Genomic DNA, 20549 nt, shown 5'->3' on the forward strand with positions numbered 1-20549 from the left:
TCCGCGTCTCGTGTTGAGAAGCTCTTGACCTATAGTTAAAGGTGTTTTGGCTATTCAAAGCATCGTTATCGCAGGACTAAAACAGGAGATGAGCTCAATGTCGACGCACGATAAACATCCGTTAAGTCACAGCGCACCAATACATGACGCCAATGAATCCAGGCCCGGTATGGATTCTCTGGCTCCTGAAGATGGATCTCACCGCCCTTCCACTGTACCTACGCCTCCTGGAGCACAACCCACTGCTGCAGGAAGTTATAAAAGCCCGGATACCTCCAACGAAAAACTAAAATCGCTCGATGTGCACCGCAAGGATGGCGAAAACTTCCCGCTGACGACCAATCAGGGTGTGCGGATTGCCGATGACCAAAATTCACTGCGCGCCGGTACGCGCGGGCCTACGCTTCTGGAAGATTTTATCCTGCGGGAAAAAATCACCCATTTCGACCATGAGCGTATCCCCGAGCGTATCGTACATGCGCGGGGTTCGGCGGCTCACGGTTACTTCCAGCCCTACAAAAATTTGGCGGAAGTCACCAAAGCGGATTTTCTATCGGACCCTGATAAAATCACGCCGGTATTCGTGCGATTTTCGACCGTACAAGGCGGCGCAGGCTCTGCCGACACCGTGCGTGATATCCGTGGATTTGCCACCAAATTCTATACCGAAGAAGGCATTTTCGATTTGGTCGGTAACAACACCCCGGTATTCTTTATTCAGGATGCACATAAATTCCCTGATTTCGTCCACGCCGTTAAACCCGAGCCACACTGGGCCATACCGCAAGGTGGCAGTGCGCACGACACTTTCTGGGATTATGTATCACTGCAACCCGAAACGCTGCACAACGTCATCTGGGCAATGTCTGATCGTGGTCTTCCACGCAGCTATCGCACCATGGAAGGGTTCGGTATTCATACCTTCCGTATGATTAATGCCGACGGCAAAGCCACCTTCGTGCGTTTCCACTGGAAACCCACCGCCGGTAAAGCATCGCTGGTATGGGATGAATCGCAAAAGCTGACGGGGCGCGATCCGGATTTCCACCGCCGCGATCTTTGGGAATCTATTGAAGCGGGCGATTTCCCGGAATACGAATTGGGGCTGCAATTAATCCCTGAAGAAGATGAGTTCAAATACGATTTCGATCTGTTAGACCCGACCAAACTGATCCCGGAAGAGCTGGTCCCCGTCCATCTGGTGGGCAAAATGACGCTCAATCGTAACCCGGATAATTTCTTCGCTGAAAACGAACAAGCAGCCTTCCATCCAGGACATATCGTCCCTGGGCTGGATTTCAGTAATGATCCATTATTACAGGGGCGTTTATTCTCTTATACCGATACGCAAATCAGCCGCCTGGGTGGCCCGAACTTCCATGAAATCCCGATTAACCGCCCTGTCTGCCCCTATCACAACTTCCAGCGTGATGGCATGCACCGAATAGATATCGACAGCAATCCTGCCAACTACGAACCGAACTCCATCAACGATAACTGGCCACGCGAAACGCCGCCGGGGCCAAAACGTGGCGGCTTTGAGAGTTATCAAACACGGGTTGAAGGGCATAAAATTCGCGAACGTAGCCCATCGTTTGGTGAGTATTACTCGCAACCCCGGCTGTTCTGGCAAAGCCAAACGCCTGTCGAGCAGCAACATATTATCAGCGCTTTTAGCTTCGAATTATCCAAAGTGGCGCGGCCCTACATCCGCGAAAGAGTGCTGGATCATCTGACACACATTGATATTTCGCTGGCACAACCCGTTGCAGAAAATCTCGGTATTGAGCTTTCCGATGAGCAGATGCACGTCGCCCCACCGAAAGATGTCAATGGCCTGAAGAAAGACCCGAGTCTAAGCCTGTATGCGGTGCCAAGCGGCTCAGTGAAAGGCAGAGTCGTTGCGATTCTACTCAGTGAAAATGCGAATGCGGCGGATGTGCTGGTGACAATGCAGGCGCTGAAAGCCCAGGGCGTCCACAGCAAACTGTTGTTCTCGCGTCTGGGCGACGTTAGCGCTGACGATAGCTCCTTGCTGCCGATTGGAGCCACGTTCACCGGTTCGCCGTCGGTCAGCGTCGATGCGGTGATAGTCCCCGGAGGCGACATCAGCTCCATTTTAAATAATGGCGATGCCACTTATTATTTAATGGAAGCCTATAAACACTTAAAAGTCATCGGCCTCGCAGGTGATGCCCGACAGTTTAAATCTAAGCTGGGTATTGATAACCAAGGTGAGGAAGGTGTAGTTGAAGGTGACACCGTCACAACTACATTTACCGATGATTTCCTGCAACATCTCGCCGCGCACCGCGTCTGGTCGCGTAGTAACAAAGTTAGCCATATTCCTGCATAGCCACAAAAAAAGCCGCCACGGTTAGGTGGCGGCTTTTTTACTTAAGGCGTTATTATTTTTTCGTTTGTGGATCGGTATCGTATTCGGCACAAGACTGATAACCGGAATTCATCACATGACCGGTTTCATCAAGTGCTACAAAGTAAGTTTCGGTTTTGCCTTCGCGCTGGCCAAGAATATAGGTCTGGCAAGTACCGCGAGCGTGAATCATGGTGATTTCTGAAGAAGGTTTACCCGCAATTTGCTGTACTTGCTCACGGCTCATGCCTTTTTTCACATCTTTGACCACGGGCGTCGCCACCTGATCTTTGGTACGGTCATACGCCGTACAACCCGCAAGCATTGTCATCACCGCTGCTGCACTTAAAAATCCTGCAAAATTCTTGTTCATATTTTATCCTCGTTTTTCAGGGTATTGCTCATGCGTGTTCATTAAGCGTGGAATAGAAAAGCGCTTTTTTCAACTAACCAGACCAAATGAACAAATTTTAGGATTATTATACAAAACACCAAGTTAGCTCCAGAACGCTCTAAATCACACCAAATGATTCCATACATGCGCATGAGTCTTGTCGTTTTACCTACAAACGGGTAGTTTTAACAAATCTGACTTTTGCTGCCTGCGCACGCAGGTACACCGTAACCGGAGGGTTAAATGGCTCTGCAACAAGAGATTATCCAGGCATTAGGGGTTAAACCACAGATCGACCCGCAGCACGAAATCCGTGTCAGCGTCGATTTTCTGAAGTCGTATCTGAAAAGATACTCGTTTATTAAGTCCCTGGTATTGGGTATCAGCGGCGGCCAGGACTCCACCCTGACAGGCAAACTTTGCCAACTGGCTATCAATGAACTGCGCAACGAAACCGGTGACGACAGCTACCAGTTTATCGCAGTACGTTTGCCGTTTGGTGTGCAGGCTGACGAGCAAGACTGCCAGGATGCGATCACCTTTATCCAGCCCGATCGCGTGTTAACCGTAAACATCAAAGGCTCGGTCCTGGCAAGTGAGCACGCGCTGCGTAACGCGGGAATTGAGCTGAGCGATTTCATTCGTGGCAACGAAAAAGCTCGCGAGCGTATGAAAGCCCAGTACAGCATTGCGGGTATGACCAAAGGCGTGGTGGTGGGTACGGACCATGGTGCTGAAGCGGTGACCGGTTTCTTCACCAAATACGGCGATGGCGGGACTGATATCAACCCAATCTTCCGTCTGAACAAACGTCAGGGCAAAGCGCTGCTTAAAATCCTGGGCTGCCCGGAACACCTCTACCAGAAAGCCCCAACGGCGGATCTGGAAGATGATCGCCCTTCTCTGCCGGACGAAGCCGCGCTCGGTGTCACTTACGAACAGATTGACGATTATCTGGAAGGTAAGACTCTGGATGACGCCACCAGCAAAATCATCGAAGGCTGGTATCTGAAAACTGAGCACAAACGTCGCCCACCGATTACGGTGTTTGACGATTTCTGGAAGAAATAACGCCACACCAGGTGGATGTCGCCTACGTTAATCCCCGATAAAAGTATTTTCGTCGGCCAGCTTAACGTAAGCGACATCCGATATTCGCGACATTCTGGAAACACATGGACAGCTCTGCAAAACGCGCCACGGCCTTTGGCTTGCTGGCGATCCTCCTCTGGAGCACCTCGGTTGGTTTATTACGCAGTATCAGCGAACATTTTGGCCCCGTTGGCGGCGCCGCGCTAATTTACACCGTTAGCGCCCTATGCCTGTGCCTTGCCCGTGGTTTACCCAAAATACGCGAAATCCCGACCCGCTATTTATGGAGTGGCGGCGCTTTATTTGTCTCCTATGAAATCTGTCTTGCGTTGGCCATTGGGCTGGCAAACAGCCGCAGCCAATCGCTGGAACTGGGGATGATTAACTATTTGTGGCCGAGCCTGACGATTCTTCTCGCGCTGTTTATTAATCAGCAACGCAGCAACTTATGGCTCTGGCCAGGACTGGCACTTTCCCTTGCGGGCATTGTTCAGGTCATGAAAGGAGATGGCGACTGGTCACCGTTGCAGATGTGGTACAACATTCTCGATAACCCACTGGCATACGGACTGGCCTTTGCCGCCGCGATAATCTGGGCGCTGTATTGCAACATTACACGTCGCTTTAGCGAGGGGAAAAACGGCGTATCACTGTTTTTCTGCGCCACCGCCATTGTGCTGTGGGTGAAGTTTGCCTTCGTGAGCGAAGCTCCGATTCATTTTACGCTACCGTCCACGCTGCAACTGTTGTTTATGGGGATGTCTACGGCAGTGGCCTATTCAGCCTGGAACCACGGAATTCAGCGCGGGAACATGACGCTGCTCGCGACTGCATCCTATTTTACGCCGGTACTTTCGGCGTTGATCGCAAGTCTTTGGCTGGGGTTACATCCGGGTTGGGCGTTCTGGCAGGGTGTTGTCATGGTAGTTGGCGGGTCATTGCTTTGTTGGCTCGCGACCCGCAACTACGGTTAACGCTTCATACTTCGAGCCGCAGCTGTGTTGGCTGCACTCCCAAGCCCCAGTCACTTACTTTAGTAAGCTCCTGGGGACTTGCTCATTTGCCGCGTTACTCGGCCTGTGGCCTCGCCCCTTCGGGGCCAGCGCAAGCGCTGTTCAAAAACGCACTGGCGTTTTAGTGCTGCAACTCGAATTATTTTGCGTTACTTTTTTGGATCATCGGCAGTTTTAAATCATGCTGATGAGCGCACTCAACAGCGCTTTCATAACCCGCGTCGGCATGGCGCATGACACCTGTCGCAGGGTCATTCCACAGCACACGTCCTAAACGCACCTCGGCTTCTGGCGTGCCGTCGGCAACAATCACCACGCCTGCGTGTTGTGAGAAGCCCATCCCCACGCCGCCGCCATGATGCAAACTTACCCATGTGGCACCGCCTGCGGTATTGAGCAACGCGTTCAGCAACGGCCAATCAGAAACCGCATCGGAACCGTCTTTCATCGACTCCGTTTCACGGTTTGGTGAAGCTACCGAACCACAATCGAGATGATCACGGCCAATGACCACTGGCGCTTTCAACTCGCCGTTACGAACCATTTCGTTAAACGCCAGTCCAGCACGATGGCGCTCCCCTAACCCCAGCCAGCAGATACGTGCCGGCAGGCCCTGGAATGCAATGCGCTCTTGCGCCATATCCAGCCAGCGATGCAGGTTGTGGTTATCCGGGAACAGCTCTTTCAGTTTTGCATCAGTTTTGGCGATATCTTCCGGATCACCCGAAAGTGCAACCCAGCGGAACGGTCCTTTGCCCTCGCAGAATAGCGGACGAATATAAGCCGGAACAAAGCCTGGGAAATCAAAGGCATTTTCCACGCCTTCATCGAATGCTACCTGGCGGATATTGTTGCCGTAATCCACCGTCGGCACGCCCATTTCCCAGAAATCGAGCATCGCCTGAACGTGCACCGCCATGGATGCCCGAGCGGCTTTTTCCACTGATTTCGGTTGCGATGTACGTTCATTCTGCCAGCGTTCTACCGTCCAACCTTGCGGTAAATAACCGTTGATGGGATCGTGTGCCGAAGTTTGGTCGGTCACAATATCAGGCTTAATACCGCCTGCTTTCGCACGTTTCACCAGCTCAGGCAGAATTTCAGCCGCGTTACCCAGCAGACCCACGGAGATAGCTTTTTTCTCCGCGTTAGCCTGTTCAATAATTGCCAGCGCTTCATCAAGATTGGTCGCTTTGTAGTCGAGATATCGAGTGCGCAGACGGAAATCAATGCGCGACTCCTGGCATTCGATGGCTAATACTGAAGCGCCAGCCAGCACGCCTGCCAATGGTTGTGCTCCCCCCATCCCACCGAGCCCAGCAGTCAGGATCCATTTACCGCGCAAATCGCCACCGTAATGTTGGCGCCCAGCTTCAGCAAAGGTTTCAAACGTGCCCTGTACGATGCCTTGCGCGCCGATGTAAATCCACGACCCCGCGGTCATCTGGCCGTACATCATCAGCCCGGCTTTATCGAGCTCGTGGAAATGATCCCAGGTTGCCCAGTGCGGCACTAGGTTGGAGTTTGCGATTAAGACACGCGGCGCGTCGGCGTGCGTGCGGAAAATCCCCACCGGTTTACCGGATTGCACCAGAAGCGTTTCTTCGGCTTTCAGGCTGCGCAGCGAAGCGAGGATCTGCTCGAAGCATTCCCAGTTACGCGCCGCTTTGCCGATCCCGCCATACACCACCAGATCTTCCGGGCGTTCAGCGACATCGGGATCGAGATTATTTTGGATCATGCGGTAAGCCGCTTCGATCAACCAGTTTTCGCAGTGCAATGTGCTACCGTGTGGAGCGCGTACCGTGCGGGCTACCGCCTGTTTTACAGATTCAGTCATTGTGGTGGCTCCCGGCATCAGGCCGATGTAGAAGGAAAGAGTTGAGTAATGACAGCAGGTAACTCACCGCTGGCACCCCACTGGCGCATGCTTTCAATATCTGGAGCCAGTAAGCGATCTTTATCAAGGAAGGCGACACGCTGGCGTACGCCGCTGAAAACTTCTTCCATTAGTGGAGAACTGCGAAGCGGGCGAGAAAACTCGATGCCCTGAGCGGCTGCCATGGCTTCTATACCCACCACGGCGGCGGTGTTGAAGCACATGTCACCCAAACGGCGAGCGGCGTAGGTCGCCATGGAAACGTGATCTTCCTGGTTTGCTGACGTCGGGAGGCTGTCCACGCTGCCAGGATGAGCCAGCGATTTGTTTTCGGACGCAAGCGCTGCGGCCGTCACCTGCGCAATCATAAATCCGGAGTTAATCCCACCTTCTTTCACCAGGAACGGCGGCAAGCCAGACAGCCCGGTATCGAGCAGCAATGCCAGACGGCGCTCGGAAATCGCACCAATCTCAGCAACCGCCAGTGCAATAATGTCGGCGGCAAACGCCACCGGCTCAGCGTGGAAATTCCCGCCAGAAATGACTTCACCCGTATCGCTAAACACCAGCGGGTTATCAGATGCCGCGTTGGCTTCAATTTGCAGTACACGTGCCGCGTGACGCAGGTTATCAAGGCATGCGCCCATCACCTGCGGGACACAGCGAATGGAATATGGATCTTGCACACGTCCACAATGCTGATGGGAATCGACAATTTCGCTGTCTTCCAACAGCACTCTGACCGCGGCTGCGACATCAATCTGCCCCGTTTGCCCACGCGCTTCATGAATACGCGCATCAAACGGTTTTACCGAACCTTTAATCGCTTCAAGCGATAACGCCCCCGCTACCAGACCCGCACCGAAGACTTTTTCGCCTTCAAACAGGCCACGCAGCGCGAGTGCTGTAGACACTTGTGTGCCGTTGAGTAACGCCAGCCCCTCTTTTGGCCCAAGCACTAACGGCTCGACGCCCGCCATTTTTAACCCGGCAGTAGCAGGCACTTCTTCGCCATTGATCCGCACATTCCCTTCACCCAGCAGCATCAGCGAAAGATGCGCCAGCGGAGCGAGGTCGCCCGATGCACCAACCGATCCTTTTTCAGGGATAACAGGCATCACACCGGCATTAAACAGGCGCAACAAACTGTCGATAACACGCATACGCACACCAGAATGGCCCCGCGCAAGGCTGATGATTTTACTGGCCATGACGACGCGAACCACATCATCAGGCAGCGGTTTCCCAAGCCCTACGCTGTGTGAAAGCACCAGATTGCGTTGCAGCTCAGCCAAATGGTCATTTGCAATTGTGGTTTGTGCTAATTTGCCAAAACCCGTATTAATGCCGTAAACCACATCGCCATGTTTAACGATAGCTTCGACGGTTTGTTGCGCTTTCTCAACCGCATCAATGGCCTGTGGATCAAGACTTAACGTGACGGTTCCATGGTAGATTTCACGCAATGTGGCGAGCGTGACGCGCCCCGGTGTAAGACAGCAAAGCTTTTTTTGCAGTGACATAGCGACATCCTGATGGCATCAATTCAAGTGAACGTATAGAGTTGTATAGACAACCTAACTAATAAACCCAAATGGCCGCCAGTGGGTCATAGGTAATTTTTATTGAACAGTGAGCGAGATCGCGCTTTCGCCGCAAAATGAAATGTTATATCCCTGCCTCTTGAAAGGCTGCGGGTATCAAAGGAACGACCAATGTCTGAAAACCAACCTCTGACACAACTACGCGCAGCTATCAGTGATTTACCCGCCCCAATTTACTTACGGGTTAAGCAGGGGATTATTAGTCAGATTCGTAGTGGCAACTGGCTTGCCCATCAGCGCGTGCCTTCGGAAACCGAGTTGGTGAATGCGCTGAATGTCAGCAGGATGACCATCAACCGCGCACTTCGGGAGCTCACCGGTGAAGGCTGGCTGGTGCGCATGCAAGGTGTGGGGACATTTGTCGCAGAGCTTAAAGGCCATACCGCATTGTTGGAAGTGGGCAGTATTGCCGAAGAGATTACCGCGCGCGGTCACCATTATCGCAATCAGGTCATCGCACTCGAACAAGTGAAAGCGGATGAACAACTGGCCCACGCCTTTTCGTTCAATGTCGGTGAGCCGCTGTTTTACTCACAGTTGGTGCATTACGATAATGATATGGCGGTACAACTGGAGACGCGGTATGTGAATCCGGCGCTGGCTGCGGATTACCTGCAACAAGATTTCCGCTTGTTCACACCCCACCATTATTTGAGTAAGGTCGCGCCGTTAACCTCAGGCGAACACATTGTTGAAGCGGTGCTGGCGGATGAGTCCCAACAAGGGTTGCTCGAAGTGACATCCAGCCAGCCTTGCCTGCTGATTCAGCGCCGAACCTGGCACCATTCGCAGGTCGTGACGGTGGCCCGGTTGTTATATCCGGGCTCACGTTATCAACTGGTGGGGAGTTTTACTGGCAAGTGATCAGAGATAGGTAATTTCGCTAAACAGCAATTTACCTTCTGATTTCAGCAAGCGCAGGGTGTGGCGGCCATCTTGCCACCACGCACCTTGCTCCGGTGTCAGCAGTTTTTCACCCAGTTGCCACTCGCCACTGAGCACATAAACTATGCCACCACGCGGTGCGAAGGTGGTAAACGTGCGGTCGGCAACCCGTACTTTGGCGCGGCAACGATCCCGATGGGTCATGATATTAAAATCCATCGACATCCCTTGTTTCAGCTCCGCTTTAACCGTGTAATCCCCGGCAAAAGCAAACGGCTGAAAGTGCTTAAGGGTATGACGGAACGCCTTTCCGGCATCCAGAACCACTTCCCCACCTTCGAGCAGCGTAATGACGCGATCGACCTGTGGGAAAGCCGAAAACTCGCCGCTACTGGCAATTGAAGCGATACTGGCTCGCCAGTTGAAATCACGCGTTGCGGGCGGAAAGCAGCAAATTTCTCGGGTTTCTCCGGCCCCGTTGCGCCACAAGCTGACGGGCACTTTCCGTATATCAAAAAATTCCATCACCACTCCTGAAGTGTGCGCATCACCTGCGCAAACTGTGTATTGCTTTGTTCATCGAGCGGGTGCTGTCGGTCACAAATCACCTGTTTTCCTGCAACCCACACGTCTCTAATTTGTTCGCTCTTACCACCAAATAACCAGCGATTAAGCAGCGCGTAGTCTTCAATATTTGCCAACCACGAATCACGCTCGAGCACTAACCAGTCGGCACGTTGCCCCGGTGCAATCATCCCCATCGCCACACCGCATGCTTGCGCCCCACCTACAGCGGCCTGACGCCAGAGCACCTCGCCAACCTGCGGCAATTCGGGTAACACAATTCGGTTACGACGACGGTCACGCAGGCGTTGCGCATATTCAAGCCAGCGTAATTCTTCCAGAGCATTGACTGAAACATGGCTATCCGACCCAATTCCCCAATGGCCGCCTTGCGCGATGAAATTCGTCGCCGGGAAAATGCCATCACCCAGGTTCGCTTCGGTGGTTGGGCACAACCCTGCCACTGCACGGCTTTCCACAATTTGGGTTAACTCTTCAGCCGATAAATGTGTGGCGTGAACCAGGCACCAGCGGTCATCAACCGCAAAGCGATTAAACAACCATTCCACAGGGCGTTCACCGCTCCAGGCCACACAGTCATTCACTTCCTTTTCTTGCTCTGCAATATGGATATGCACCGGAAGGCGATAGTCGCTCGCTTCGAGGACATCTTCCATTTGCTCTTGCGTTACAGCCCGCAATGAGTGGAAGCACAGGCCGTGATTAATGCGCGGATAGCGACGTAATACGGTGCCCAATGCCTGCTGCTGACGCAAATACCGGTCAACATCCTGAATAAATCTTTTCTGCCCAGGCTGTGGTGGTTGCGCACCAAAACCCGCGTGGCTATAGAGCACCGGCAATAGCGTTTGCCCTATTCCGGTATTATCGGCAGCAAGCAGCAATTGCTGTAGCATCAAATCGCCTGATGCATAAGGTTTACCGTTAACATCATGATGTAAATAATGAAATTCAGCGACCTGGGTGTAACCCCCCTTGAGCATATCAATATATAAATGCGTGGCAATCGTGCCGACTTGCTCCGGGGATAATTTCTGCACCATGCGGTACATCATGTCGCGCCACGTCCAGAAACTGTCCTGGGGATCGCCCGCCACTTCCGTCAGTCCTGCCATCACCCGCTGAAAGGCGTGTGAGTGTAAATTCGAAATAGAAGGGACAACGATGCCCGCGAGCAGAGTGGCATTCTCCCCGGACGCGCCAACATCGACATGAGTAATCATCCCTTGTTCATTGACGGTAATACGCACGTTGTGTCCCCAACCTTGTGGGAGCATCACAACTGGAGCAAAAAATGCAGGCATAGTTTTAATTCCTTCTTTTGCGATGCCAATGATTTAGCGATTAATTCGAGCTAACGCAAACCAAATTTTAATGCGATTCATCGTTTGCCAAAAAATTGTGTGGCAGGCGACAAAATGATGTTTTGCCCTGGGCTTTGGATGCAGTGGAGTTGCTCAACGATCAATGCTGCGCTAGGTTGTTGTCAATTGTCTATACAACCTGATGTGGAGAATGTCATGACCTACCCTCGCAGCATAGACAGCCTGTGGAGCGGTGCATCGCTGGTAACAATGAAAGATGGGCAGTACCACACCATTAAAGATGGTGTTATCGCGGTGCACCAGGGGAAAATAGTCTGGCTGGGTACCCGTGACGAACTCCCCGAAATAACCGCTCAGGAACATCATCATTTTGATGGTGGAATCGTGACCCCAGGTTTTATCGATTGCCACACCCACCTGGTGTTTGGTGGCGACCGTAGCGCTGAATTTGAAATGCGTCTTAACGGTGTGAGTTACGCGGATATTGCGGCTCAAGGCGGCGGGATCCTCTCCACGGTTCGCCACACGCGTGAAGCCCATGAAGATGAATTGCTTAACTCGGCTCGCCAACGTTTGGAGCATTTACTGAAAGAAGGCGTGACGACTGTCGAAATCAAGTCCGGTTATGGGCTGGACATCGACAACGAAATCAAAATGCTGCGCGTTATTCGCAGGCTGGGCGAAACGTTACCGGTAGAAGTGTATGCCACCTGTCTGGCGGCGCATGCGATCCCGCCGGAGTTCAGCGGTGATGGCAACAAATGGGTTGAAGTGGTGTGCGAGCAGTTGCTACCGCGCGTCGCAAACGAAAAACTGGCGGATGCGGTCGATGCATTTTGCGAGCATCTGGCGTTTAGTCCCGCGCAAACTGAAACTGTTTTTGCTGCCGCTCGTGCGTTAGGCCTGCCGGTAAAACTCCATGCCGAACAACTTTCCGCCCTCGCAGGTAGCAGCCTGGCGGCGCGTTACCAGGCGTTGTCCGCCGACCATCTGGAATATGCAACCGCTGCTGACGCACAGGCAATGGCCGCAGCAAACACCGTTGCGGTTCTGCTGCCAGGGGCGTTTTATCTGTTGCGTGAAAAGCAACAACCGCCTGTCGCCTCATTCCGCCAATTTGGCGTGCCGATGGCCGTCGCCAGCGACATGAATCCTGGTACGTCTCCGGCTCTGTCATTGCGTCTCATGTTAAATATGGCCTGCACCCTGTTTGGCTTAACGCCTGAAGAAGCGTTAGCTGGTGTGACGCTGCATGCCGCGCAGGCTCTGGGGATCCGTGAAAGCCATGGCAGCCTTGAATGCGGAAAAGTTGCAAACTTTGTGCATTGGCCCGTGGCACGTCCCGCAGAACTGGTCTATTGGTTAGGGGGGCAATTGCCCTGCACCGTGATTTATCAGGGAGAGAAACGTGACAACACCTTTTAATTTCAGCCGAGGGAAACTGCCGATCCTTATCAGCATTCCCCATGCAGGCACGGCTTTAACGCCAGAAGTTGAGTCGGCGTTAAGCGAGGCAGCAATGCCGTTGCCTGATACCGACTGGCATATACCGAAACTTTATGAATTCGCCACGAGCCTGGGTGGCAGCGTGATTATCGGCAATTATTCGCGCATGGTTATCGATTTAAACCGCCCTGCCGACGATAAACCGCTCTATACCACCGCCACCACGGGTCTATATCCCGAAACATTGTTTGATGGGACTCCTGTTTTTATCCCAGGTAAAGAACCGAGCCAGGAGCAACGTAAAGCGGTGCTGGACACTATCTGGCAGCCCTATCATCTGCAATTACAAACCGAACTGGAAAGAATGAAAGCCGAGCATGGCTACGCGTTGTTGTTCGATGCACATTCTATTGCCAGCCAGATCCCTCGTTTATTTGAGGGGAAATTGCCCGATCTTAATTTCGGTACTAACGGTGGCAAGAGCTGCGACGAGCTGATTGAAGAGCATCTGGTGGCGTGTGCCGCCTCGCAAAAGCAATTTAGCTGGGTGGCGAATGGACGCTTTAAAGGCGGATATATTACCCGCGCTTACGGCCAACCCGCGCAAGGGATCCACGCCGTTCAACTGGAACTGGCGCAATGCAATTATATGGATGAGCAAGCGCCATTTACCTGGCGTTCAGATCGTGCAGAAAAACTGCAACCGCTGCTTGAACAGTTGATTCGGTCGATGTTGAGCAGCGCGCAACAGATTGCCTGAAGTATGATGGGTAAAATTACCCTAAATAATTCGAGTTGCAGGTAGGCGGCAATTGAGCAAATTCCCAGGAGCTTACATAAGTAAGTGACAGGGATTTGTGAATGCAGCCAACACCCCTGCGGCTCGAAGTATGACGGGTAAAAGAAAACCGCCGGTCCTGGCCACAGCTCAATAAGCTTATGGACAAAACCGGCGGTCTTAAATCAGTTAATCAGTAAATGAGTTATTCCTGATCTGCTGACATTTTACCTTCATGTTGAGGACGTTCTGTCAGACGCTTCTCAAAATTGGCATTAAACTGTTTTTTCTGCTCAGGTGTCAGAATGTTGTAGATCTTATTCTGCGTTTCCATATGAGCCATCATGCGAGCTTTGTTCTGCTCTGCCATTTTATCTACCTGCGCCTGTGCTTTGGCTTTATCGAAGCTGTCGCTGGCGATAATGTTGTGCGCTGCACGACGTTCTTCGACGGATGGGCGCTCCATTTTAGCGTGCTGTTCCTTCATGATGTCACGCACTTGCTGTTTCTGTGCGTCGGTTAGGTTCAGGTCTTTAAACATCATGTCGTGATGGCCACCACGCATACCTTTATGGTGCATCATCGGTGCATCCGTTTTTGCCGCTGGAGTCGTGGTGGTGTCAGCTGCATGAGCCAGATTCGCCGCGCCCATAGCCAGAGTTGAAGCAACAAAGAGAGCTGTTAATTTACGCATATTATTATCCTTCATCATAATTTGGATTTTTCTGCGACGAGTTTGCCGCGTTGACGAAATTAAGTTTACGGGGTTATGCGTCAAGTAACAGTGCTCATCGGTAAAGCATTGAAAGGGGAAAAAACAAATTTTCAGCAATTATGGAGATAATAAGGATAAAGCGGAGGGGAATTGCAACAAAATATAACAAGACGATGATTTTAAAGAAATTATGAAGAGAGTGTATAGCAATTAATACCCAGGTGAAAGCATATCACTAAGATTTATCTGTATATAATTGGCCTCAAGGTCTGAGGCCAATAAATAATTAAATCTCAGTCAGCATTAATCCAGCTCGCAAGCCAATTGCCACATTAGGATTCGGGAATAAAACGAACTCGCTATCCTCTTTCACCACATAACGCGTATCGCCATCCTCTGCCAGCAATGTGCCTTTCGGGAAAGCGGTAAAGTTTTGCGTCTGTGCGGACATATGCAAGACAAAATCATCGCTGTTGCGCGTTATCTGCTGTGACACTTTATAGCGTAGCGGTTCGCTGTCAGCACACGGTGAAGTTCCACCACTCAGCAGCGCTTGCAGCGCCTGTCGGGTCACTTCAAATTGACTGAGATCGTTTTCACCAAACGGCTGCGCTTTACCCAACTCCAGTGTGCAACTTAGCGCGTTGAAATGCTCGCTGCTGAAATGGGTAAAAGTGCCGCCAGGTGCCTGATGAAATACCAGCGCTTGTAAGCCCGCACAGCCTAACCACGAGAGGAACGCCTCATCGTAAGGCTGCGCACGCGCGGGTAACACGCCAAATCGAGGGTGATACGAGCTGCGAATCGCAGTGTGCATATCCAGATGCCAGCATGTTGTCTCTTCACATTCTGCCAGAAAGAGATCTAAAGCATGTTCAAGACGGCAGGCACGTTGGGTTTCGATGCTTTCCGGGAACTGCTGCCAGCGCCCGCCAAACATGCGATTCATATCGCTATGCTGAAAACGCTGGTTGCTACGCAAGGCCGCAGGATTGCCGAGGATCACCAACACACGCCACTGCAACGCCATCTCTCCCGCCAGAAGGCTATCGACTAACTGTGCGAGTATTTCTACTGGCGCAGTTTCGTTGCCGTGGATCCCCGCTGACAGCACCAGCGTCTTTTCAACAGCCTGATGAGGCGCCAGCGTCAGGATCCCTTCGTCCCACCATTGCCAATGAAGATGAGCATTCTTACCTGCGCTATGGGTTGGCACTTTCCCTGCCAGGGTCTGTGCCAGGAAATCCAGCATTGTGCCTCCAGTTAGAGTTGAAACGGATAAACAGAACCTAAGTCTAGTATACGCGTCAGCTCATCGAGTGCTTCGCGCCCTTCTCGCAGTAATTGCGGGTCGGCTAAATCGGTCTGCGTTAATTGATCACGATACCACTTGTCCACCCAATTATTGAGCGTAACAAACAGGGTATCGTTCATCATTACCGCTGGGTTCAACGCTTGAAGCTCCGTTTCGTTAAGCACCACGCGCAGGCGCAGACACGCAGGCCCACCGCCATTTGCCATACTTTCACGCAGATCAAACACTTTCAGCTCACTGATTGGGTTATCTGCCTCCAGCACCTCATTGAGATAACGCCATACGCCGGCATGCTGGCGTGACTCCTCCGGTAGCACCAGAGTCATGCTGCCATCTTCACGGCTAAGTAACTGACTGTTAAACAGATAAGTGCTTACCGCATCGGCAACGGAAACTTTATTTGCCGGAACTTCAATGGCCGTAAAGCCCGGCACGCGTTCGCGTAACTGCTGATACAGCGCCTGTTGATGCAAAAAAGCCTGCTCGTGGCAGAACAGCACCTGACGATTAGACACAGCAATCACATCATTGTGGAAAACGCCCTGGTCAATCACCGCAGGGTTTTGTTGGGCATAAACCAATAAATCAGGTTTAACCTGGTTAAGCCTTGCCACCGCCTGGCTTGCTTCGAGTGTCTGGCGCGCAGGATAACGAGCCGGAACCTGCCCGGCTTTGGCCTCTTCCCGACCATACACAAACAGTTGGGTTGAGGGTTCACCATACGCCCCACCGAGACGGTTATGGTTTGCTGCCCCTTCGTCACCAAACATTGCCACTTGCGGCAATGCCGCATGAACAGAAAAATGCTGCTCGTTACGGAAGATAGCTCGCAACACATTTTCGGTCGTCGGTGCTTCGCTGGCACGGTGGAATTTATTGTTTAGATTCGCCACCGTGAAATGCACTTTGCCATCGATGCTGTCAGCCGACGGGCAGACTGTCGCTGCGTTCGCAACCCACATAGAAGAAGCGGAGCTCACCGCCGACAGCAATTGCGGCGCTTGTTTTGCTACCCGCTCAACAATTTGTGCGTCGGTGCCGCTAAAACCCAGTTGGCGCAGCAGCGGAATATTGGGTCTTTCTTGCGGCGCAATAACGCCTTGTGCAAAACCCGCATCCGCCAACGCTTTCATCTTCAGCAAGCCTTGTTTAGCGGCAAGCTTAGGATTGGAAACGCGGAATTGATGTTTAGTGGAGGCTTCGTTGCCAAAAGACAGCCCCGCGTAATGGTGGGTTAACCCCACCAGCCCATCGAAATTGACTTCACGCGTTTTCATGTTTATTCCTCACGGCTGAAATCAAGCCCTGGGCTCAGGGTTGCAGGCAGCGGGAATGATGGGCTTTCCAGTGTCGCCATTGGCCACGCACAGTAATCTGCCGCATACCAGGCACTGGCGCGATGGTTGCCAGAAGCACCCACACCACCAAAAGGTGCCGCACTTGATGCGCCGGTGAGAGGCTTATTCCAGTTAACAATCCCGGCGCGAGCCTCCAGTACGAGCTGGTCGAACTGTTCACGATGCGGCGAAATCAGCCCACTTGCCAGGCCGTAACGGGTGTCATTCGCCATCGCTATTGCCTGGTCAAAATCGGCATAACGGTACACGGTCAGTAACGGGCCAAAAATTTCTTCATCCGGCACGTTTGCCACACCGGTTAGCTCCACGATGCCTGGCGTCAGTAATGATGAACCGGCTTTGATAAGTTTTGGCTCAAGCAAAGGTTTTCCACCGCGTGCGATATGTTCCTGCCAGCCCGTCAATACGCGTTCTGCGGCTTGTACCGAAATCAGTCCACCGATAAACGGCTGCGGTGACGCATCCCACGCATCCGGGCGGATCCGCGCAGCCACTTCAACCAGACGATTTAAAAACGCATCGCCCTGAGCACCTTGTTTTACCAACAAGCGACGCGCACAGGTACAACGTTGCCCAGCGGTGACAAACGCTGACTGAATCACCAGATGCACAGCGCCATCAATATCTTCAGGTTCTTCAACGATCAGTGGATTGTTCCCGCCCATTTCGAGAGCAAGGATCTTCTCTGGATGTCCGGCAAACTGGCGGTGGAGTTGATAGCCCGTGTTGGCACTCCCGGTAAACAGCAAGCCATCAAGCCCAGGTTGCTGTGCCAGAGCCTGCCCGGTTTCTCGCCCACCCTGCACCAGATTCAGAACGCCCTCAGGCACGCCAGCCTGCTGCCAGAGTTTCATCACTTTTTCGCCAATCAGCGGTGTCAGTTCGCTGGGTTTGAACACCAACGTATTGCCCGCCAACAGGCCTGGTACAATGTGACCGTTCGGCAAATGCCCGGGGAAGTTGTATGGGCCAAAAACCGCTAACACGCCGTGAGGACGGTGGCGTAATGTTGCCGCACCGTCTGGCATCTCGGTGTGCGTTTCACCTGTGCGGGTGTGATAAGCCTTAATCGAGATGGCGATTTTGTTGATCATTGCCGTGATTTCAGTTGCCGCCTCCCAGCGCGGTTTACCGGTTTCCTGGGAAATAGTGACGGTCAGCGCTTCTTTGTCGGCTTCAAGCAACGTTGCAAACTTTTCAACAATCGCCTGGCGCTGGGCGAAGGGGCGTTTTGCCCATGCAGGAAATGCGGCACGAGCCGCATTACACGCTTGCTCAACCTGCTGCGCATCGGCTGCAACACCTTCCCAAAGCAAATCACCATTGACTGGATTGTGCTTTTGCAGCGCTTCGCCCTGACCGGAAATCCATTGTCCATTAATCCACTGAGTCATACTTTTTTCTCCTCGGGGCACAAACGCACCAAACGAACTTTATCGCCCGTACTGCATTTCAGGGCATCCGCAGTTTTAGCATCAATAATCAGCCGATCACCTTTTGGATTCGCCTTAACCAGCATGGCACGGAATTCATTATATTTTTCATTGGCAACCAGACACATCGGCAACTCTTCGGTCGCCGGTTGTCCAATGACGACTTCAACCAGTCGGCTTTTACGAATCGCACGGACCCGGTCGATGTCGCATTCAAGCGTTGGCCCGCCGTCAAAAATATCCACGTAATTGCGATAACGGAAACCTTCCGCTTCAAGAACCGCTCGCGCAGGCGCGGTTTGCGGATGGACTTTACCAATCACCGCCCGCGCTTCTGCGGAGAGGAAATCGGTATAAATAGGATGCTTTGGCATTAGCTCAGCGATAAACGCTTTCTGTCCGGTACCGCACAAATAATCTGCACGGCTAAATTCCATCGAGAAGAAGCGGTTGCCGAGGCTTTCCCAAAACGGTGAATGGCCGTGCTCATCAATCACGCCGCGCATTTCAGCGACGACTTTGTCGTTAAAGTGATCGCGGAAGGCGGCCATAAACAGAAAGCGGGATTTGGATAACAGATAACCATTGCCCTCTTTGCGCCACTCAGCATCGAGGAATAGCGTGCAAAGCTCGCTGCTCCCGGTGTGATCATGACTGAGAAAAAGCGTCGGTAACGCGTTGTAAATATTCAACTCTTTGGACGCGTGAACATGCGTGCCAACGTGGTAGTTGTACCAGGGATCGTTTAACCCGACCGCAACTTCAATGGCGCAAATACCCACCACGCGCTCGGTTGAGGTGTCTTCCAGGACAAAAACAAAGCCCTGATCGCCTTTTGGCAGGCCACCCTGCCAGGTATGAATTGAGCGTTCGATACGTGCCGACAGCGTTTTTTCATCCGCAGGCAGCGAGGTCAACCCGCCACCTGTTTTACCCGCCAACGCCAGCAGCCCGGATAAATCACCGCGCTCAACCGGACGGATAACCATCATGATTGCTCTCCCGCTAAAAAGCGTTCGACTGCGCGCTCAAACCGATCCAACCCGGTTTGTACTTCGGCTTCGCTGATAATAAGGGCTGGAGCAAAACGAACCACATTTGCGCCAGCGATGAGCATCATCAAGCCTTCCTGAGCGGCCGCCTGTAAGATAAGTTTAGCTTTTCCGCTGTACTCTGGTTGCAGTACGCAGCCAATTAACAGCCCCAGTCCACGCACTTCACTAAACAATTGATGCTTCTGGTTAATCTTGTCCAAACGCTCAATAAACCACTTGTGACGCTGTTTAACGCCATTGAGCACTTCTGGCGTATTAATCATCTCCATCACTCGCCCGGCAACCGCTCCCGCCAACGGGTTACCGCCGTAAGTCGTCCCGTGGGTGCCCACGACCATGACTTTGGAGAATTTGTCCGTTGTCAGCATTGCGCCAATCGGGAAGCCGCCGCCTAACGCCTTCGCAGTCGAAAGCACATCAGGGGTGATGCCGTAGTGCATATAGGCGTAGAGTTCGCCCGTGCGCCCAACGCCGGTTTGCACTTCATCGAAAATCAACACCGCATTGTGGCGGTCGCACAGCTCACGCAGCCCTTGCAGGAAGGTAGGATCAGCAGGAACAACGCCGCCTTCGCCCTGTATCGGTTCAACAATCACCGCACAGGTATTTTCATTAATCAGTTCGCTGGCGGATTGCAGATCGTTATAAATGGCGTGGCTGATTTGCGGCGGTAGCGGCGCAAAATCCTGAGAATAAGCCGGTTGCCCACCCGCCGAAACGGTGAACAGCGTGCGGCCATGAAACGCATTTTTGAAGGCGACGATACCGCTTTTCTGCGGGCCAAAATTATCGTGCGCATATTTACGTGCCAGCTTCAGTGCTGCTTCGTTGGCTTCCGCACCTGAGTTGCAGAAGAAAACTTTATCGGCAAATGTGGCATCTATCAGCTGTTTTGCCAGGCGCAGAATAGGTTCGTTAGTGTAACCGTTGCCGGTATGCCAGAATTTGGCCGCCTGCTGTTCCAGCGCTTTGCGCAATTCAGGATTGGCATGACCCAGGGCGTTAACCGCAATCCCACCCGCAAAATCAATGTAATCTTTGCCTTGCTGATCCCAAAGCGTCGACCCTTCACCACGTACCGGAATAAAAGAAGCTGGGGCATAAACGGGCATCATCCATTCGTCGAAATTCTGGCGGGTAATTGACTGCGACATAGCGACCTCTTCCGGTAAATAAATAGTTGTTTAAATGTTAAATAATTGAGTGTTTGCACTGTGAATGTAGATTGCACGCTTCGTGCCAGCCAGTGATAAAAATGCATATCGGAGGGGTGTGGTTGTTAAATCAATAAGTTACAA

The 20549-nt window shown here is 52.4% G+C and carries 17 protein-coding genes; 6 read left to right on the forward strand and 11 right to left on the reverse strand.

Translation table 11 applies throughout. The features are described from left to right. Nucleotides 1–97 precede the first annotated feature (97 nt). Nucleotides 98–2356, forward strand: coding sequence for a catalase HPII (katE, locus tag BSPA111_RS14005; protein WP_183271761.1), 2259 nt, complete (start codon nt 98–100; stop codon nt 2354–2356). A 52-nt stretch (nt 2357–2408) separates the two neighbouring features. On the opposite strand, the gene osmE is transcribed toward katE, so the two are convergent. After that, nucleotides 2409–2747 (reverse strand): osmotically-inducible lipoprotein OsmE, encoded by a 339-nt coding sequence (osmE, locus tag BSPA111_RS14010; protein WP_183271762.1) that lies wholly within the window; start codon nt 2745–2747, stop codon nt 2409–2411. Between the two features lie 264 nt (nt 2748–3011). Between osmE and nadE the strand changes: the two genes are divergently transcribed. Then, nucleotides 3012–3839 (forward strand): ammonia-dependent NAD(+) synthetase, encoded by an 828-nt coding sequence (gene nadE / locus BSPA111_RS14015; protein ID WP_183271763.1) that lies wholly within the window; start codon nt 3012–3014, stop codon nt 3837–3839. Nucleotides 3840–3943: 104 nt separating this feature from the next. Continuing rightward, nucleotides 3944–4834, forward strand: a complete 891-nt coding sequence (yddG, locus tag BSPA111_RS14020; protein WP_183271764.1) for an aromatic amino acid DMT transporter YddG — start codon at nt 3944–3946, stop codon at nt 4832–4834. A gap of 178 nt (nt 4835–5012) precedes the next feature. On the opposite strand, the gene hutU is transcribed toward yddG, so the two are convergent. Together hutU and hutH are read right to left on the reverse strand one after the other, a co-directional pair. Continuing rightward, entirely contained in the window at nt 5013–6713 is a 1701-nt protein-coding gene (gene hutU / locus BSPA111_RS14025) for a urocanate hydratase (RefSeq protein WP_183271765.1), read from the reverse strand. A gap of 17 nt (nt 6714–6730) precedes the next feature. Then, the gene (gene hutH / locus BSPA111_RS14030) at nt 6731–8275 is read right to left on the reverse strand and encodes a histidine ammonia-lyase (protein ID WP_183271766.1); all 1545 of its coding nucleotides are present in this window, start codon (nt 8273–8275) and stop codon (nt 6731–6733) included. Nucleotides 8276–8467: 192 nt separating this feature from the next. Here hutH and hutC point away from each other — a divergent pair, with 192 nt between their 5' ends. Next, a complete protein-coding gene (hutC, locus tag BSPA111_RS14035; RefSeq protein WP_183271767.1) occupies nt 8468–9220 on the forward strand; it encodes a histidine utilization repressor in 753 nt (250 codons plus the stop codon). Here the strand turns inward: hutC and ves are convergent, their stop codons facing one another. After that, complete coding sequence (gene ves, locus BSPA111_RS14040; RefSeq protein WP_183271768.1) at nt 9221–9766, reverse strand: environmental stress-induced protein Ves; 546 nt, start codon at nt 9764–9766, stop codon at nt 9221–9223. Beyond that, nucleotides 9766–11130: a formimidoylglutamate deiminase gene (locus tag BSPA111_RS14045; RefSeq protein WP_183271769.1), complete on the reverse strand. Its 1365-nt coding sequence runs from the start codon at nt 11128–11130 to the stop codon at nt 9766–9768. The genes ves and BSPA111_RS14045 overlap by 1 nt, the downstream gene beginning before the upstream one ends. Before the next feature lie 216 nt (nt 11131–11346). On the opposite strand from BSPA111_RS14045, the gene hutI reads away from it, so the two are divergent. Both hutI and hutG read left to right on the forward strand, forming a co-directional pair. After that, a complete protein-coding gene (gene hutI / locus BSPA111_RS14050; RefSeq protein ID WP_183271770.1) occupies nt 11347–12576 on the forward strand; it encodes an imidazolonepropionase in 1230 nt (409 codons plus the stop codon). Further along, complete coding sequence (hutG, locus tag BSPA111_RS14055) at nt 12560–13357, forward strand: N-formylglutamate deformylase (RefSeq protein WP_183271771.1); 798 nt, start codon at nt 12560–12562, stop codon at nt 13355–13357. Before hutI ends, hutG begins: the two co-directional genes overlap by 17 nt. 223 nt (nt 13358–13580) lie before the next feature. Here hutG and spy read toward each other — a convergent pair whose 3' ends face one another. The 6 genes from spy to BSPA111_RS14085 form a co-directional block, all read right to left on the reverse strand. Beyond that, complete coding sequence (gene spy, locus BSPA111_RS14060; RefSeq protein ID WP_183271772.1) at nt 13581–14069, reverse strand: ATP-independent periplasmic protein-refolding chaperone Spy; 489 nt, start codon at nt 14067–14069, stop codon at nt 13581–13583. Nucleotides 14070–14376: 307 nt separating this feature from the next. Beyond that, entirely contained in the window at nt 14377–15342 is a 966-nt protein-coding gene (gene astE, locus BSPA111_RS14065) for a succinylglutamate desuccinylase (protein ID WP_183271773.1), read from the reverse strand. Nucleotides 15343–15353: 11 nt separating this feature from the next. Next, entirely contained in the window at nt 15354–16682 is a 1329-nt protein-coding gene (gene astB / locus BSPA111_RS14070; RefSeq protein ID WP_183271774.1) for an N-succinylarginine dihydrolase, read from the reverse strand. A gap of 2 nt (nt 16683–16684) precedes the next feature. After that, nucleotides 16685–18157, reverse strand: a complete 1473-nt coding sequence (astD, locus tag BSPA111_RS14075) for a succinylglutamate-semialdehyde dehydrogenase (RefSeq protein ID WP_183271775.1) — start codon at nt 18155–18157, stop codon at nt 16685–16687. Continuing rightward, complete coding sequence (gene astA / locus BSPA111_RS14080; RefSeq protein WP_183271776.1) at nt 18154–19188, reverse strand: arginine N-succinyltransferase; 1035 nt, start codon at nt 19186–19188, stop codon at nt 18154–18156. The genes astD and astA overlap by 4 nt, the downstream gene beginning before the upstream one ends. Continuing rightward, nucleotides 19185–20405: an aspartate aminotransferase family protein gene (locus BSPA111_RS14085; RefSeq protein ID WP_183271777.1), complete on the reverse strand. Its 1221-nt coding sequence runs from the start codon at nt 20403–20405 to the stop codon at nt 19185–19187. The genes astA and BSPA111_RS14085 overlap by 4 nt, the downstream gene beginning before the upstream one ends. Between the last annotated feature and the right edge of the window lie 144 nt (nt 20406–20549).

Source organism: Buttiauxella sp. A111 (assembly GCF_014189855.1).
GTDB classification, from domain to species: Bacteria; Pseudomonadota; Gammaproteobacteria; order Enterobacterales; family Enterobacteriaceae; genus Buttiauxella; species Buttiauxella selenatireducens.

Excerpts from the sequence above, each read along its gene's own strand:
- osmE (WP_183271762.1), bottom strand. The coding sequence starts at position 2,747 with ATGAACAAGAATTTTGCAGGATTTTTAAGTGCAGCAGCGGTGATGACA.
- hutI (WP_183271770.1), top strand. The coding sequence starts at position 11,347 with ATGACCTACCCTCGCAGCATAGACAGCCTGTGGAGCGGTGCATCGCTG.
- astD (WP_183271775.1), bottom strand. The coding sequence starts at position 18,157 with ATGACTCAGTGGATTAATGGACAATGGATTTCCGGTCAGGGCGAAGCG.
- astB (WP_183271774.1), bottom strand. The coding sequence starts at position 16,682 with ATGAAAACGCGTGAAGTCAATTTCGATGGGCTGGTGGGGTTAACCCAC.
- astA (WP_183271776.1), bottom strand. The coding sequence starts at position 19,188 with ATGATGGTTATCCGTCCGGTTGAGCGCGGTGATTTATCCGGGCTGCTG.
- hutU (WP_183271765.1), bottom strand. The coding sequence starts at position 6,713 with ATGACTGAATCTGTAAAACAGGCGGTAGCCCGCACGGTACGCGCTCCA.
- BSPA111_RS14085 (WP_183271777.1), bottom strand. The coding sequence starts at position 20,405 with ATGTCGCAGTCAATTACCCGCCAGAATTTCGACGAATGGATGATGCCC.
- hutC (WP_183271767.1), top strand. The coding sequence starts at position 8,468 with ATGTCTGAAAACCAACCTCTGACACAACTACGCGCAGCTATCAGTGAT.
- spy (WP_183271772.1), bottom strand. The coding sequence starts at position 14,069 with ATGCGTAAATTAACAGCTCTCTTTGTTGCTTCAACTCTGGCTATGGGC.
- astE (WP_183271773.1), bottom strand. The coding sequence starts at position 15,342 with ATGCTGGATTTCCTGGCACAGACCCTGGCAGGGAAAGTGCCAACCCAT.
- nadE (WP_183271763.1), top strand. The coding sequence starts at position 3,012 with ATGGCTCTGCAACAAGAGATTATCCAGGCATTAGGGGTTAAACCACAG.
- yddG (WP_183271764.1), top strand. The coding sequence starts at position 3,944 with ATGGACAGCTCTGCAAAACGCGCCACGGCCTTTGGCTTGCTGGCGATC.
- hutH (WP_183271766.1), bottom strand. The coding sequence starts at position 8,275 with ATGTCACTGCAAAAAAAGCTTTGCTGTCTTACACCGGGGCGCGTCACG.
- ves (WP_183271768.1), bottom strand. The coding sequence starts at position 9,766 with ATGGAATTTTTTGATATACGGAAAGTGCCCGTCAGCTTGTGGCGCAAC.
- katE (WP_183271761.1), top strand. The coding sequence starts at position 98 with ATGTCGACGCACGATAAACATCCGTTAAGTCACAGCGCACCAATACAT.
- BSPA111_RS14045 (WP_183271769.1), bottom strand. The coding sequence starts at position 11,130 with ATGCCTGCATTTTTTGCTCCAGTTGTGATGCTCCCACAAGGTTGGGGA.